Annotated in this window: 14 protein-coding genes and 1 tRNA gene; 2 read left to right on the forward strand and 13 right to left on the reverse strand. The window is 41.4% G+C overall.

Going from position 1 to position 13,140, the window contains the following annotated elements:
* The 13 genes from GM298_RS23025 to rraB form a co-directional block, all read right to left on the reverse strand.
* Nucleotides 1–1,487 (reverse strand): hypothetical protein (locus tag GM298_RS23025; RefSeq protein ID WP_266155396.1); only part of this gene is annotated, 1,487 nt, incomplete at its 3' end.
* A 15-nt stretch (nt 1,488–1,502) separates the two neighbouring features.
* Complete coding sequence (locus tag GM298_RS23030) at nt 1,503–2,828, reverse strand: tyrosine-type recombinase/integrase (protein WP_266155397.1); 1,326 nt, start codon at nt 2,826–2,828, stop codon at nt 1,503–1,505.
* Nucleotides 2,779–4,047, reverse strand: a complete 1,269-nt coding sequence (locus GM298_RS23035) for a tyrosine-type recombinase/integrase (RefSeq protein ID WP_017896069.1) — start codon at nt 4,045–4,047, stop codon at nt 2,779–2,781. Before GM298_RS23035 ends, GM298_RS23030 begins: the two co-directional genes overlap by 50 nt.
* 286 nt (nt 4,048–4,333) lie before the next feature.
* The gene (locus GM298_RS23040; protein ID WP_001399628.1) at nt 4,334–4,648 is read right to left on the reverse strand and encodes a hypothetical protein; all 315 of its coding nucleotides are present in this window, start codon (nt 4,646–4,648) and stop codon (nt 4,334–4,336) included.
* A gap of 21 nt (nt 4,649–4,669) precedes the next feature.
* A complete protein-coding gene (locus GM298_RS23045; RefSeq protein WP_004200782.1) occupies nt 4,670–4,876 on the reverse strand; it encodes a helix-turn-helix transcriptional regulator in 207 nt (68 codons plus the stop codon).
* Between the two features lie 165 nt (nt 4,877–5,041).
* On the reverse strand, nt 5,042–5,851 hold the full coding sequence (locus GM298_RS23050) for a DUF6387 family protein (protein WP_004200781.1): 810 nt from the start codon (nt 5,849–5,851) through the stop codon (nt 5,042–5,044).
* Between the two features lie 141 nt (nt 5,852–5,992).
* On the reverse strand, nt 5,993–7,069 hold the full coding sequence (locus GM298_RS23055) for a hypothetical protein (RefSeq protein WP_004171733.1): 1,077 nt from the start codon (nt 7,067–7,069) through the stop codon (nt 5,993–5,995).
* Nucleotides 7,005–8,144: a DNA cytosine methyltransferase gene (locus GM298_RS23060; protein ID WP_001399625.1), complete on the reverse strand. Its 1,140-nt coding sequence runs from the start codon at nt 8,142–8,144 to the stop codon at nt 7,005–7,007. Before GM298_RS23060 ends, GM298_RS23055 begins: the two co-directional genes overlap by 65 nt.
* An 87-nt stretch (nt 8,145–8,231) precedes the next feature.
* Complete coding sequence (locus tag GM298_RS23065; protein WP_004200777.1) at nt 8,232–9,482, reverse strand: tyrosine-type recombinase/integrase; 1,251 nt, start codon at nt 9,480–9,482, stop codon at nt 8,232–8,234.
* A 189-nt stretch (nt 9,483–9,671) separates the two neighbouring features.
* A tRNA-Leu gene (locus tag GM298_RS23070) sits at nt 9,672–9,756 on the reverse strand.
* Nucleotides 9,757–9,861: 105 nt separating this feature from the next.
* Nucleotides 9,862–10,593, reverse strand: a complete 732-nt coding sequence (locus tag GM298_RS23075; protein WP_095449576.1) for a topoisomerase II — start codon at nt 10,591–10,593, stop codon at nt 9,862–9,864.
* A gap of 30 nt (nt 10,594–10,623) precedes the next feature.
* Nucleotides 10,624–11,382 carry a tRNA isopentenyl-2-thiomethyl-A-37 hydroxylase MiaE gene (gene miaE / locus GM298_RS23080; protein WP_003862942.1) on the reverse strand — a complete coding sequence of 253 codons (759 nt, stop codon included), beginning with the start codon at nt 11,380–11,382 and terminating at the stop codon, nt 10,624–10,626.
* A 46-nt stretch (nt 11,383–11,428) separates the two neighbouring features.
* A complete protein-coding gene (rraB, locus tag GM298_RS23085) occupies nt 11,429–11,854 on the reverse strand; it encodes a ribonuclease E inhibitor RraB (RefSeq protein WP_025759886.1) in 426 nt (141 codons plus the stop codon).
* Between the two features lie 99 nt (nt 11,855–11,953).
* Here rraB and argL point away from each other — a divergent pair, with 99 nt between their 5' ends.
* Together argL and argF are read left to right on the forward strand one after the other, a co-directional pair.
* Nucleotides 11,954–12,049 carry a putative translational regulatory protein ArgL gene (gene argL, locus GM298_RS23090; RefSeq protein ID WP_213014347.1) on the forward strand — a complete coding sequence of 32 codons (96 nt, stop codon included), beginning with the start codon at nt 11,954–11,956 and terminating at the stop codon, nt 12,047–12,049.
* Nucleotides 12,019–13,023, forward strand: coding sequence for an ornithine carbamoyltransferase (gene argF / locus GM298_RS23095; protein ID WP_045284465.1), 1,005 nt, complete (start codon nt 12,019–12,021; stop codon nt 13,021–13,023). Before argL ends, argF begins: the two co-directional genes overlap by 31 nt.
* The last annotated feature ends 117 nt before the right edge of the window (nt 13,024–13,140 follow it).

Here is a 13,140-nt window from a genome sequence, read left to right on the forward strand (position 1 = left end):
ATCAAATTCATAATAATCGATTGTTCATTAAATGAAGATGCTGAAATTTTTGTTTCTTCGTAGGTGTTTCCGTTCAATAGTTTCCTTGATAGTTCTGATAACTCGTTGTGAGACATATGATCATATACTGAATTCTGCTTAACACTCCTTCTCCCAGACCATTGGGCAATTTGTATCTCTGACAATACGCTTCGTTGAGCTATAGTATTAAGTAAATGTCTAATTTGATGGCTGCGGAAAATTAAAACAGAACCATCACAGTTAAAATGTATATTCCTATGAAATATGTTATTCATATTATCGGTGCGAAAATCCGCTCTAAAATACTTTGAAGATGCCTTAATTGTTGTAAAAATATCAGCACCCTTGATAGAGTCCAATAAATTATGATTTATGGAGCATAAATTAGCATTAATATTTTCAGAATTAACATTCTTTCGCTCTATATAAATCCAAAATGCTTTTACACTGACTTTGCCATGTTTTATCTTAGCCAAGAATTTTAGATTTTCTTGGGAGATATTTAATTGATTTATAACAAAGCCAAGTTTGTGGAGATCTTCAATTGTTAAACAATCAAACGCACTTTTGTTTAATGACTCGTATAAATTAATTTCCCCTGCTTTTATTAACCGAGAAACAACCCTTGCATTCCTTGTAAGTTTTTTCAATCGCATGATAGCCTTTGAAGCTACAGAAACCATACAGTCTGGAATCCATTTGGTATTGTATCCAAAGCCCTTCAGAGAAAGAAATCGCAAACCATATCTTGATATGCCATTACTATCTTCAACTATAACTTCACAGTCCTCTTCTAAAAGCATAATTTCACTAATTCGAGATGGAGCACATAAGAGCAATGCAAAAATAGAAGATGTAAATATATCCCTTTCATTAACTGGATTAGAGCTAAATATTTTACCAATAAAATCTATAGCCTTTTCATCAGGAAGTTTTTTCTGATTGGATAAATTTCCCATCGAATCCATTGTGCTATTTGTGTAAGCATCATATGCCTTAAATGGATATGACCATCGTGTAATGGATTCTGGCAACATTTCGTTCTTAGACATAAAAGAACATAATACCCTAAGATCTAAATATATTTTATAAGAAGTGGATATTGCAAAATTTTCTTGAACAATAGTCATAACTTCATCTAATACTTTATGATCTATACTTGAAATCTTAACTTCTTTATTTGTTTTACCTATGGCAATTTCTAATATCCTAAATAATCTCAGCACTCTGAAAGCTACAGATAAATCATGAAAGCACTCATGCCATACATATGCTTTTGCGAACTCTGCAATGTTATAATTCATTAATTTCTTATTCTTGTTCCCCATTCTAACCTTGATTCCGCTAAAAAATGTAATTCCGCCTCCCCAACTTGAATTATCCCACTCAAAATTTCCAAAATTTTTCGCATGAGCCTTATTAGCGATAATGAAGTTATTAATCATTTTATCATGGATTTCTTTCATCACTTTATCCTTCTTTTAAATGCTATTGATCATATCGTCGATAGAATTAGTTACTAACGATATTGCTGTATTATCAAAAGAGTTAGTTTTATATCCACCGCAGTATTCTTCTATCAAATGCTTCAAAGAATCTAACTCTTTCTGAAGCTCTTTTCCCTCAATAAATTTGTTAGCCAGTGGCTTCATTAGTTCATTTACAGCTTCATTAATTCTCTTGCCATTTTCCGCTGTATTTTCTATATAACTCATAACAGAATTGATTGAAGAATGGTCCAAAACATTTGCTATCAGTGAAGGATTATAACCCAATTGTGCAACCTTAGTGCCTAATGAATATCTAAATCTGCGCGAATTTATACACCCCAGATAGGCTTGATATTCATTTATTGAACGATTTATAGTGTTCCTTATTTTTAGTGTTATGGCATAGGGGTTAAGTTTTAATCCACCACTTTCAATCATGTTTAGCTCAACACATCCTTTTTTGAATGGATATGTGTTTATAAAAATTGGTAGTTTTCTCTTTTGTTTTTCACTTAAATCGATTTTTAATGTGTCACTGACCAGCGAATTCACAGCTTCAACGAGATATGTCAATTGGCTAAAAAGCTCTTCTGGAATTTGTAATTTTCTAAACTCTTTTCTATATCCATTTCGTTGTTTAATTCTTGGGATATTGAGAAAGTACTCTCCATTAAAAGCCAAGAGATCACCAGCTTCAAGTTGAGATATTTGCATAGGTCGCCGCCCGGAATATGCAACAAGGAAGGTTAGCAGATAGTTTGACAGACTTACCTTTTCTTCCTTATAAGCTATCGCTACAGAATCTATAATTACCTTTAATTGCGAGTCACTAAAGGGACCTTTTTTATAATCATGTGTCTTTATAGACTTGTTTGCATTTGTTTTTTTAACTTTAATATTTTCTAAAAATATGATTGCTTCTGCCGAAAACAAAGATGGGTAAAGACCACTCATCTTCATAAAAAAATATTTGACTGTCTCTGCATGTGTGTAATCTAATGAGCTCACAACTTTATAGTAATACTTTATGCAATCTTTAGAAAACAAGCTATCATTCGTATTACAGGCCTTAATGTAATGCTTTACTGCATAAAACATTTTCTTAGTATAACTGGCACTATAATTTATAGCGAAATATGCCAAAGTGGTTTTGATAGGTATATATGCACTGATGACCACTCTTAAAGAATCAATGTTCAATGTTATACTTTCACTTATCTTCCACTTGGAATAAGAAAAGTTCACTTTGAAATTACCATCCTTGGTTTCAAAAACCGAATATTGACTTTCTTGTAGCTTTCTTAGAGTTTGAAACATTGGATTTGTCCTCTACTATGTTTTTGAGTGGATTAATAACAGCCATTATTTTTCGGCTTTCTTGTGCTATAAATGCTTGGTTATAGATATCTGAGGTTGTACTATTCTTTTTCCACCCCATAAGATAATTTCTTACTTTCTCATAAGTAATATATTCCTGAGAGTTCGAATTCATGAGCATCATTTCTGAGAATTTCACATTCCAAGTATGTCTTAGCGAATGCCCCACAATATCGCTCAATATATTACTATTTTTCCTAATTTGTTCGAAAATTTTCTGATAACCTGAAATAGTTAATGCATGACCTAATTGACCTTTACTGCTATGAGTAACAAGCAGATAGTCATGCTCCCCTGCATGACACTGCTTACCTCTGAAATCACTAATATAATTCTGTATTAACTCAGTCAATTCTATACTCAATGGTATTTTTCTTTCTAAAGTTTTAACCAATGGTTGCCTTAATCGTGGTTCGTTTTGATCATCTGGCCTTCTTACTATGCATAGACTTTTGTGGACATAGTCAAAATCAACCAACTTAATATTAAGTAGTTCCCCTCCCCTAATACCTGTCTCTAACAAAATTTTAATTATTAGATTATTTCGAAACCTTACATGCTCCGAAAATGGATTAATCTTAGATTTAACACTTACCATATCAGTCAAAGTTGTAACTTGCTCATTTGTCAATGATTTGCTTTCGCTCTCAATATTGTAATTCTTTCCGTTCTCTATTCTTGGCTTTATAAAATCAAATGCTCGACTGATTGCTTCATAACGAGAAGAATCTATATTATTGATAGCAATGTTATCAAAAAACCATTTGACGTAATTTTCAATTGTCATTATCTTGAAATAAAGGGTTCTTTTAGAGACATGTTGTTCTTTAAGAATGCTTGTAACATTCTCTAAGTCGTTTCTGTAAGAAAGGGCATTCATTAACCCGAATAAATATCCTTTGTTCGAGACAAGTTTTTCGATATCAGGATTTACCATATCAAAAACCCCCACATTCATGTAAGCATTATATCTTTCAAATAAAAGCAAAGCATTTGCTATTGCTTCCATTGTTGAAAATGAATAGCTATTTGTTCGTGAAATAACACTCATATATAAGTTAGAATAAACCAAGGGTAATCCGTTGCTCTCATTAATAATAATGCAACTTCTGATACCATCCTTATTCTTCAATCTTTTTATTTTATATTTCAAAGTCATATCGCCTCTATTTACATTTAATCGTCAGTGAAAATAAATAAAGCATATAACATAAGCAATTTACAAATATATTTTCCTGAATTTAACATTATTCCCTTTTACAATGACGCATACCGGCCGAAAATTTATAATATCCCTCTAGAGGGATATTATAATCCTTTCTTTTCACTTGAAATAGTTAACCCATTATTTTAAAAGAAGTTAAAGGTGTTTTGTAAATCAAAAAGCAAATAGCACTATCATTTCAACAATGCAATTTACAAAATAGCACTAAATATAGGTTCTTTCAAAGAATGGTTTTCAACCCAATCTGATATCGAATTATCCGTTTCGATAAATTTCTAATTTCATCTGGGCATTTAATTAGCGAGAACCATGTCTCGTAAACATAAAACTGCTCGAAAATATCAAGCTCAGAGATCGCGTCTAAAGGTTGTCTCAAATTTCCGACAAGATACTGACTGAGCCAGTAAATGATTTCTTTATTAAAATCGCTATTCGGCAAATCATAAATCGCTCCGGGTTCGAAGATCTTGCAAAAAAGATCCTCGCCTAAATTGCACATATGGTTTTCTTCATTCATAAATTCTTCGATATTCATAAAAATCTCTCCCAGGTTTAATTAAGCAACTTTAATTCTGTTTGTTTCGATAACTGATAGAATCCACTCGTCAACTTCACTCTCGACAAAAGCAACGGCACGAATTCCGATCTTAACGGGTGCCGGAAACCGACCTTCACTGATCAGACGATAGATCCAGGCCTTGCCGAAACCAGTTCGTTTCAAGACTTCTGGTAAACGAATTAAGCTTTGATTGGTTGTATTCATTTGGCTGTCTCCTCCGCTTCCGTTAAGGAGATATTAGCCACACAGATTTGTATCTATGAAGGGAGTGCTGATAACTGAAAATTTAGATGAGGGAAGAATGGAGAGAAATTTAGGGGAAGAAAAATATTTTCACCATCCCCTTGACAATTGCATGATGATTTATAGCTAGAGAGATCCGAGTTCTGAAATCGGTATGTTGATGAGATGACTGTTTTTACTAAGAAAGTACTCCAAACTACGAGTTATCTCTCCATTTAAAGCCTTCTCAGCAATGGGCCTGTCTGTATCTTTAATGTGATCTTCGCCTCTAATCTCGTGAGTGAAATCAGGATACAACACACGAGACAAGACCATATTTGAGATTTTTGCTTTTTTGAATTTTGACCAAATTAGTAAGTCCATCATAGGAATAATGTTGTAATCGACAAGTTTTCTTATTTTTGCGAGCCCTATCTTTTCTGTTTTTACTGGGTCAATCTCGTATTCTTTCCTTAGAGTTGGAAGCATAGTTTGCAGGGCTGATATAATTTCCTCATCACTAGATAACCCCAAATCAAATGATACATACATCTTGCTGCTATTTTTGTTGAGAAAAAAGTCTCTCATGGTTTGTGTTATGGGTTTATTTTTTAATTCTTTCTTGAAATCACCATTCTGTTCAAAGAAATCCATATCAAACATTATTAGTTTTTTCTCTAATTTTTCTATATCACCGAAACTTATCTGTACAACATGTTTTTGTCCCTTAACATAGGGATCATAATAATTTTCTTGTCTACTTAAAATGGGATTACCGTCAAGGATTGACTTCAAATTTTGATTTTCATCTTCCCATTCAAAATTTATGCTATCAAAAATCACTTCTCTAAAGACAATTTCTCTATGTAGTTCCTTGATTGTAAACGATTTTATCGGTTCGTAGTTATCAAGATTAAACCAGTTCTTCAATTCCTCAAAGGGGCTAATTGCTCTCATAAACCGCTCTTAGAAATAATTATTGAAAATAACATTACATTTGATATTTATTTATAAAATAAACACCTTCAGATTTTAATACTAATTTTCAGTTAATCAACCAGAGCAAAGTAATTTGCTCCGGTAACTGATTATGGAGTACTAATGTGTCACACACTTTTCCATGAATGCATCGAGGAAATCGTCTGTAATTCCTTGAGGATTCCTTCTTGCACATAATGAATAGAGTTCCTCTACAGCAGAATAGGGGAAGAATCGAGTATCTAATTCTTTAAATTGTGGCATATTAGAAAACTCTATAACTTTATTTCTATATTCGTCAGGTGCCACAACGGTCCAACGTATATTTTTTAACTGTGGTGCATAATCATAAAATTGTTTCATCCTTACCAAACCACTTTTAATACCAGTGCTATGCTCAATCTCCATAACTGCAGGCATTAATTTTCCATTTCGAAACCAAATACAATCTATAAGCCGAGCTTCTTTGATAGCTTTATCATATGATTGAAGCACTTGTTCATTTCTTAAATTATCTATGACCCCATCCATTTGGGCTATAGATTTTCCATTATATTGGAGGCCTCGATCATTTGCTGCAACCCATGTCCGATAACCTAAGTAATGACCTATTTTTACTAATGAGATTTGAATTTGTGCATGACGTCTTTTTTCCTCAATCGTCATTCCTTTAGTAGGTAAGATTGTCTCTATATCAACTGATTGATGGACAACATCTAAATTCATTTCAGAAATTATAACATTAGTAGTATGTTCTATTGCTACACCATTTTCATGTGGGTCATTTGGTCTATAAATAAGGTGCTTGTGACCTTTTTTAATATTTTTCTGAGTGTTCATTACCTCAAGGCGATCAAGCTTACACCAATAAAACTCAGGAGTATGGGCCAAAAGGCTTTCGAGAACAGCACGTGTATTATAGCTTGCACCAAAAATACGATCCAAATTGACAGGGACATCTTCCTGTAAAGCATTAGCCAGTCTCCACAACATTTGTGTGGAGATGCTTTCCGATTTAGAACTATGCAGTGTCTCACCCTTTTTTGGATCGAATCTTTTGAATTCTATTGGGCCTTCGGGAAGTTGAACATTCGTTACAATGATTCTTCCCGAATTTCGCACATTTACATAATTAAACTGCGTGTTTCTTGGTAGATTGGCAATCGCCTGTGCTAAGTTCGCCGCAGTTACTCTCATATTCGATTCCTAAATGCTCTATAATAGATTTGGCAATACCGGCCGCTGCTAAGTAGGGTACACCGTTACCGACAGTTTTAAACATATTAGACAGAGTCATATAAGCAGGTAATTCAAATTCTTTTGGTAAAGACTGAATTGCTAATGCTTCGGCAACAGTAATTCTTCTTGGTTTATAAGGATGTAAATGTACCTCATTATTACCGTAAGCAGCAGTTGGTGAAAATCTCCATCTATGCAACCTTTTATAGGATTTTTTACTATCATCCCCTTCTTCGACAGTCAAAAACCTCGCAAGCCCTGCTCTTGCCGCGAATACATGCTTTGCATTTGGATGATTATCAACCTGGTTTTTCTTGAACCAATGCTCTACTGTTAACTCTTCTGGGATACCCTTTGGTTTTATAACAGAAGTGTTTTCTGAAAATTGGTTTGTCGTCGGCCATTTATATTCAAATGCAGTTCTTTCAGGGTAGACTCTTTGCCCCCAATTGAATTGGCTTGCATATTTTTCATCAAGGAAACCAATCAATATGATTCGTTGCCTATCTTGAGGAGCACCATATTCAATAGAATTTATTAGTTTTTCATGCAAACAATAACCAACCGATTCTAATTGAGTTTTTAAATGGTCAAAAAATTCCCTATGTTTACTGGTACGGTATAGACCTTTAACATTCTCAAAAAGAAAGAAATCTGGTTTCATTTCAAGAATGATATCAATATAGCTTTGTGAAAGCCGACCGTTTTCACCATCTCGACCTTTATTTTTACCCGCTACAGAGAAATCCGGGCATGGTGGACCACCAATAAATCCAGTCAATCGCCCCTCATTTTTAAGTTGAAGCATAGAAGACTTAATTTTTTCATGTTCTACATCTTCAATACTGCACTCTGCATACCCAAAACGAGGTGGTGCTATATTTAATTTTTTCCTCGAATGTTTATATGCATCCATAAACGGAGCATGGTATTCATTCACGAAAACCACTTCATAACCATTTTTTTCAAATCCAAGATCAAGAAATCCTGAACCAGAGAAAAAAGAAAAAATTGCGGGGTTAATTGTGGACATTTTTTACCTATTAAATTTAAATTAAAAATATAGCCATTGTAATCATATCACACGGCTATGCCAGTGGATAGTTAATCGTTGATCAAGCTACTTTGTTGTAAAATCAAAGGGACTGATAAACCTATCTTTCAAGGCATTAAGGTAATCAGCCCACCACTGCAACATAAGCCTTCTTTCATCAAGGTGTTCTGCTTTATGAATGTAGGCAGCACGAACGGAGTTTCGCTCTTGGTGGCTCATCTGCCGTTCAACAGCATCCCTTGACCATTTTCCCGATTCGATCAACGCACTACATGCCATCGCACGAAAACCATGTCCACATACTTCAACCGTAGTGTCGTAGCCCATAGACCTTAAAGCCTTGTTTACCGTGTTTTCACTCATAGGCTTTCTAAAATCATGATCACCAATGAACACAAGTTCACATTCACCGCTGATTTCTTTGATAGCTTTGAGGAGTTCTATAGCCTGGCGACTTAACGGCACGAGGTGTGGGGTCTTCATTTTTGAGCCTCGATGAGAATGTTTGACCCCTGGCAATGGCTCACGTTCCCCAGGGATAGTCCACATGGCATTGTCGAAATCTATCTCTGACCAACGAGCAAACCTAAGTTCACTTGAACGAATGAAAATGAGCAATGTGAGTTTCACGGCTAACTTCGTGAGTTTTCTACCCTTGAAACTATCAATTCGTTCTAAAAGTTCTGAGAATCGTTCGAATGGCAAAGCTGGCCTGTGGACTCTTTTAGCTACCGCAATAGCTCCTGCCATCTCCTGAGCAGGGTTGTAATCTATCAGCCCGTTCTGGACAGCATATCTCATTACCGCCGTTGTTCTTTGCTGTAATCGGGAAGCAACTTCCAATCGCCCGGAAGCTTCAACAGCCTTGATAGGGGCAAGAAGATCTCTGGTATTAAGTTCGGATATTTTTCTTTTACCAATAGCAGTAAAGAGACCATCTTCCATGCTTTTTAGAACTCTCTCGCTGTGGGAATCAGACCATTTCCTTTTACAGGCAGTATGCCAGTCCCTTGCGACAGCCTCGAATGTCAGAGCTTCGCTCTGCTCGATCTTGTCTACTTTTTTCTTCTCGGAAGGATCGATACCATCAGATACCAACTTTTTGGCCTCATCTCGTTTCCTGCGAGCTTCACCAAGAGAGACTATTGGATAAACTCCCAATGCTAAAACTTTCTGTTTGCCATCGAAACGGTATTGGAGTCGCCAGTATTTTGAACCATTGGGGTTGATCAGCAGGTGCATACCCTGCCCATCTGTAAGTTTGAAAGGTTTGTCGGAGGGCTTGGTAGTCCTAACTTTGATATCAGTAAGTGCCATCAGTTGATACCTCCAGTGTTGGTACCAAAATCAATCGAACCGGGAATACCATCAGTTATACCATCATCAGTTGGTATATGTTCAAGGAATTGAGTAGACGTGAACAGACTAAGCAAAGTGAGAAACTCGCTTAACTTACTGTTTTTATGGACTAAAGTAGACGTTGGTAGACTTGAAAAAAGCTTTGTATGGTGCCGAAGGCCGGACTCGAACCGGCACGTATTTCTACGGTTGATTTTGAATCAACTGCGTCTACCGATTTCGCCACTTCGGCACTGAAGGGGATGCGGAAACGTTGTGGATTATACCTGTCGCGCGCCGCCATGCAAGCGACGACGCGCTAAACCCGCGCTAAGTGCCCAAAAAACCAGCGCTACCGTCAGTCCAGCTCAGACACCGCCAGCCGAATCACCCTCGCCGCCTTCTGCTCCGGCAGCGCCAGCACCTTGGCCCACATCTCCTGCACCATATCGCAGGAGAGTTTCTCTTTGCCCACCGCCTTCTCGGGTATCTGCAGCAGCTGGATGTCCTCGCCGTACTTATCGGCAAGTTGCTTCATAATCGGTCGTACATCCTCGACAGCCGCCTCGCGTTCGGCGGGGGTCACGGTGTGGCTGTTTTTGCCGTAGGCCGCGCGCATCATGTCGGCGTCGGCCTGCATGCGCCGGGCCATCATCTCTTTATCCAGCACCCGCATCGGGTTAACGCCCCCTTTCACCGCCGGGTAGAGGAAGCGGAAACAGGCGTCGTCGCTCACCTTCTGGATGGCGGCAGTCTGCTCCATGTTAGCCTTCATATAATCCACCACGTTGGCGTCCGGGGCGTGCTGCAGGCGCGACATCTGCAGGGTCAAAATCTGCGGCTGGATGACGTCGATGATGTGCTGTTCAGACTCGCCCGCTTTCTGCATGGTGAGGATCTGCTCGCGGATGCGCTTCTGGAACGCGGGTTCCTGTTCCTTAATCACCTGCCAGGCGGGCATCGTGTTGAGGGTGGTATCAAGCTGCTGTTCAGGGGTGCGCTGCATACGCTGTTTGTCGAAGTACACCCAGAACGCCACGGCGGCGGCCGCGATGACGACAATCACAATACGGGTCCACGTTTTATTCATCTCGCATCCTTATCCTTTCGCTATGCCGGTTTACACCGGCACGCCGCTGTGGAAGCGAAACTCGTTGTCCGGTGTCGAGATAAGTGTGGCTTCAATTTCGCCAAAAAGCTTTATCCGCGGTGAGATATCGTCGTCGCTCACCTGCTGAGCCAGCGTCAGGTAGTCCTGATAATGGCGCGCTTCCGAGCGCAGCAGCGAGAGATAAAACTTCTGCAGGTCGTCGTCGAGGAACGGGGCCAGCGCGGCGAAGCGTTCACAGGAGCGGGCTTCGATGTAGGCGCCGCAGATAAGCTTGTCGATAAGCGTCAGCGGCTCGTGGGTGCGCACCTCCTTCAGCATCCCTTTGGCGTAGCGGCTGGCGGTGATTTTGACGTACGGAATGTCGCGGGCCAGCATCGCCTCGCGCACCTGCCAGAAGTGGTGCAGCTCCTCTTTAATCAGCAGCACCATGCTGTCGATGAGCGCCTGGCCCCACGGGTCGTCGGTTTTGGGCATCACGCTTTTGCCAATCTGCCTGTGCAGGGCGATGAAGTCCGGCTCCGGGCCGTCGCGGAAAGTGAACTGTTCGTAGGGTTTGAGCCAGTCGAGCAGCGCGTCGGCACCGCTTTCGTCGGCGACGTATTTACGCACCAGCAGCAGCGCGGTCTGGGCGGCCTTGAGCTCGCACACCATGTGGTCGGTGAGCAGCAGCGGCAGGTTCGCCGGGTCGCGGGCTTTATCAATCCATGCTTGCGGGGTCGGGCACTGGAGGAAGTTGAGTACGGGGGCGAGTATCTGCGGGTAATCCATGGTTCTGCCTTGAAAAAGCGGTGGCGCGCGCCACCGCCTGAAACGCTTAGTGACGCACGCCGTCGTCGTCTTCGTCGATGTAATCTTCGTCGTCGCCTTCTTCGCCGTCTTCACCGTTCGGATCTTCGAAGTAGGTTCCCCAGCCGTCGTATTCCACGTCAAACTTCTCGGCCAGGTTCATCAGCTGTTCGACCTGCGCGTCGATCAGCTCCGCCTTCAGCGCGCCTTCGCTCAGGATGTCGCAGCAGATGACGGTGTCGCCCTCTTCCACTTCCAGCTCTTCCGGCTCGGTCACTTCGTAACCCAGCTTGAAGGCTTCTACCGCCATTTTTTCCAGCGCGTCGAAATCATCCGCAGAGAAATGGTGCTCGATGGTGTACAGCGCGTCCGGATCGCTACCGTCTTCCAGCAGTTCTTCAATAATCAGACGCGTCTCTTCGCGTTGCTCTTCCAGGTGTTCCGGGTTTGCCATGGCTCAATCCTCTTTAAAGTGCGGCAGATACTTCTATTTTCACACACGGACGGGTTTGCCTCCACCTTTGTTGGAAAGATTTGTGAAACGGGGTTGCAAATGAATAATTACACATATAAAGTGAATTTTAATTCAATAAGTGGCGTTCGCCATGTGAGGATAAAATGTCTGATCTGTACAAGAAACACTTTCTGAAATTGCTCGACTTTACCCCTGCACAGTTCACTTCTCTGCTGACCCTTGCCGCACAGCTCAAAGCCGATAAAAAAAATGGCAAGGAAGTACAGAAGCTTACCGGTAAAAACATCGCGCTCATCTTCGAAAAAGACTCGACCCGTACACGTTGCTCTTTCGAAGTTGCCGCATTTGACCAGGGCGCTCGCGTTACCTATTTAGGGCCGAGCGGCAGCCAGATTGGGCATAAAGAGTCAATTAAGGACACCGCGCGCGTACTCGGGCGGATGTACGATGGCATTCAGTATCGCGGCCACGGTCAGGAAGTCGTCGAAACGCTGGCGCAGTACGCGGGCGTGCCGGTGTGGAACGGGCTGACCAATGAGTTCCACCCGACCCAGCTGCTGGCGGACCTGCTGACCATGCAGGAGCACCTGCCGGGCAAGGCGTTTAACGAGATGACGCTGGTCTACGCGGGCGACGCGCGCAACAACATGGGCAACTCGATGCTGGAAGCGGCGGCGCTGACCGGGCTGGATCTGCGCCTGGTAGCCCCGAAGGCCTGCTGGCCGGAAGAGAGCCTGGTGGCGGAGTGCAGCGCGCTGGCGGAGAAGCACGGCGGGAAGATCACCCTGACGGAAGACGTGGCGGCGGGCGTGAAGGACGCGGACTTTATCTATACCGACGTGTGGGTATCGATGGGCGAAGCCAAAGAGAAGTGGGCGGAGCGGATTGCGCTGCTGCGCGGGTATCAGGTGAACGCGCAGATGATGGCGCTCACCGGTAACCCGGACGTGAAGTTCCTGCACTGTCTGCCGGCGTTCCATGACGACCAGACCACGCTCGGCAAGCAGATGGCGAAGGAGTTCGACCTGCACGGCGGGATGGAAGTGACGGACGAGGTGTTCGAGTCGGCGGCGAGCATCGTGTTCGACCAGGCGGAAAACCGGATGCATACGATTAAAGCGGTGATGGTGGCGACGCTTGGGGAGTGATTGGGTCCTCTGCGCGCTGGTGCCCTCACCCCGGCCCTCTCCCGTGTACAGTCCGGGGACATGGTAGACAGGTGTTCGGGGACATGGTGAACACTTTTTAACATCCTTTACCCATGG

The organism is Enterobacter sp. HSTU-ASh6, assembly GCF_026319105.1.
GTDB classification, from domain to species: domain Bacteria; phylum Pseudomonadota; class Gammaproteobacteria; order Enterobacterales; family Enterobacteriaceae; genus Enterobacter; species Enterobacter sichuanensis.

Bases quoted from the DNA above. Each gene is read 5' to 3' on its own strand.
- GM298_RS23040 (WP_001399628.1), bottom strand. From the start codon at position 4,648: ATGAATATCGAAGAATTTATGAATGAAGAAAACCATATGTGCAATTTA.
- GM298_RS23065 (WP_004200777.1), bottom strand. From the start codon at position 9,482: ATGGCACTTACTGATATCAAAGTTAGGACTACCAAGCCCTCCGACAAA.
- argF (WP_045284465.1), top strand. From the start codon at position 12,019: ATGTCTGATCTGTACAAGAAACACTTTCTGAAATTGCTCGACTTTACC.
- GM298_RS23075 (WP_095449576.1), bottom strand. From the start codon at position 10,593: ATGAATAAAACGTGGACCCGTATTGTGATTGTCGTCATCGCGGCCGCC.
- argL (WP_213014347.1), top strand. From the start codon at position 11,954: ATGAATAATTACACATATAAAGTGAATTTTAATTCAATAAGTGGCGTT.
- GM298_RS23030 (WP_266155397.1), bottom strand. From the start codon at position 2,828: ATGTTTCAAACTCTAAGAAAGCTACAAGAAAGTCAATATTCGGTTTTT.
- rraB (WP_025759886.1), bottom strand. From the start codon at position 11,854: ATGGCAAACCCGGAACACCTGGAAGAGCAACGCGAAGAGACGCGTCTG.
- GM298_RS23035 (WP_017896069.1), bottom strand. From the start codon at position 4,047: ATGACTTTGAAATATAAAATAAAAAGATTGAAGAATAAGGATGGTATC.
- miaE (WP_003862942.1), bottom strand. From the start codon at position 11,382: ATGGATTACCCGCAGATACTCGCCCCCGTACTCAACTTCCTCCAGTGC.
- GM298_RS23060 (WP_001399625.1), bottom strand. From the start codon at position 8,144: ATGTCCACAATTAACCCCGCAATTTTTTCTTTTTTCTCTGGTTCAGGA.
- GM298_RS23045 (WP_004200782.1), bottom strand. From the start codon at position 4,876: ATGAATACAACCAATCAAAGCTTAATTCGTTTACCAGAAGTCTTGAAA.
- GM298_RS23050 (WP_004200781.1), bottom strand. From the start codon at position 5,851: ATGAGAGCAATTAGCCCCTTTGAGGAATTGAAGAACTGGTTTAATCTT.
- GM298_RS23055 (WP_004171733.1), bottom strand. From the start codon at position 7,069: ATGAGAGTAACTGCGGCGAACTTAGCACAGGCGATTGCCAATCTACCA.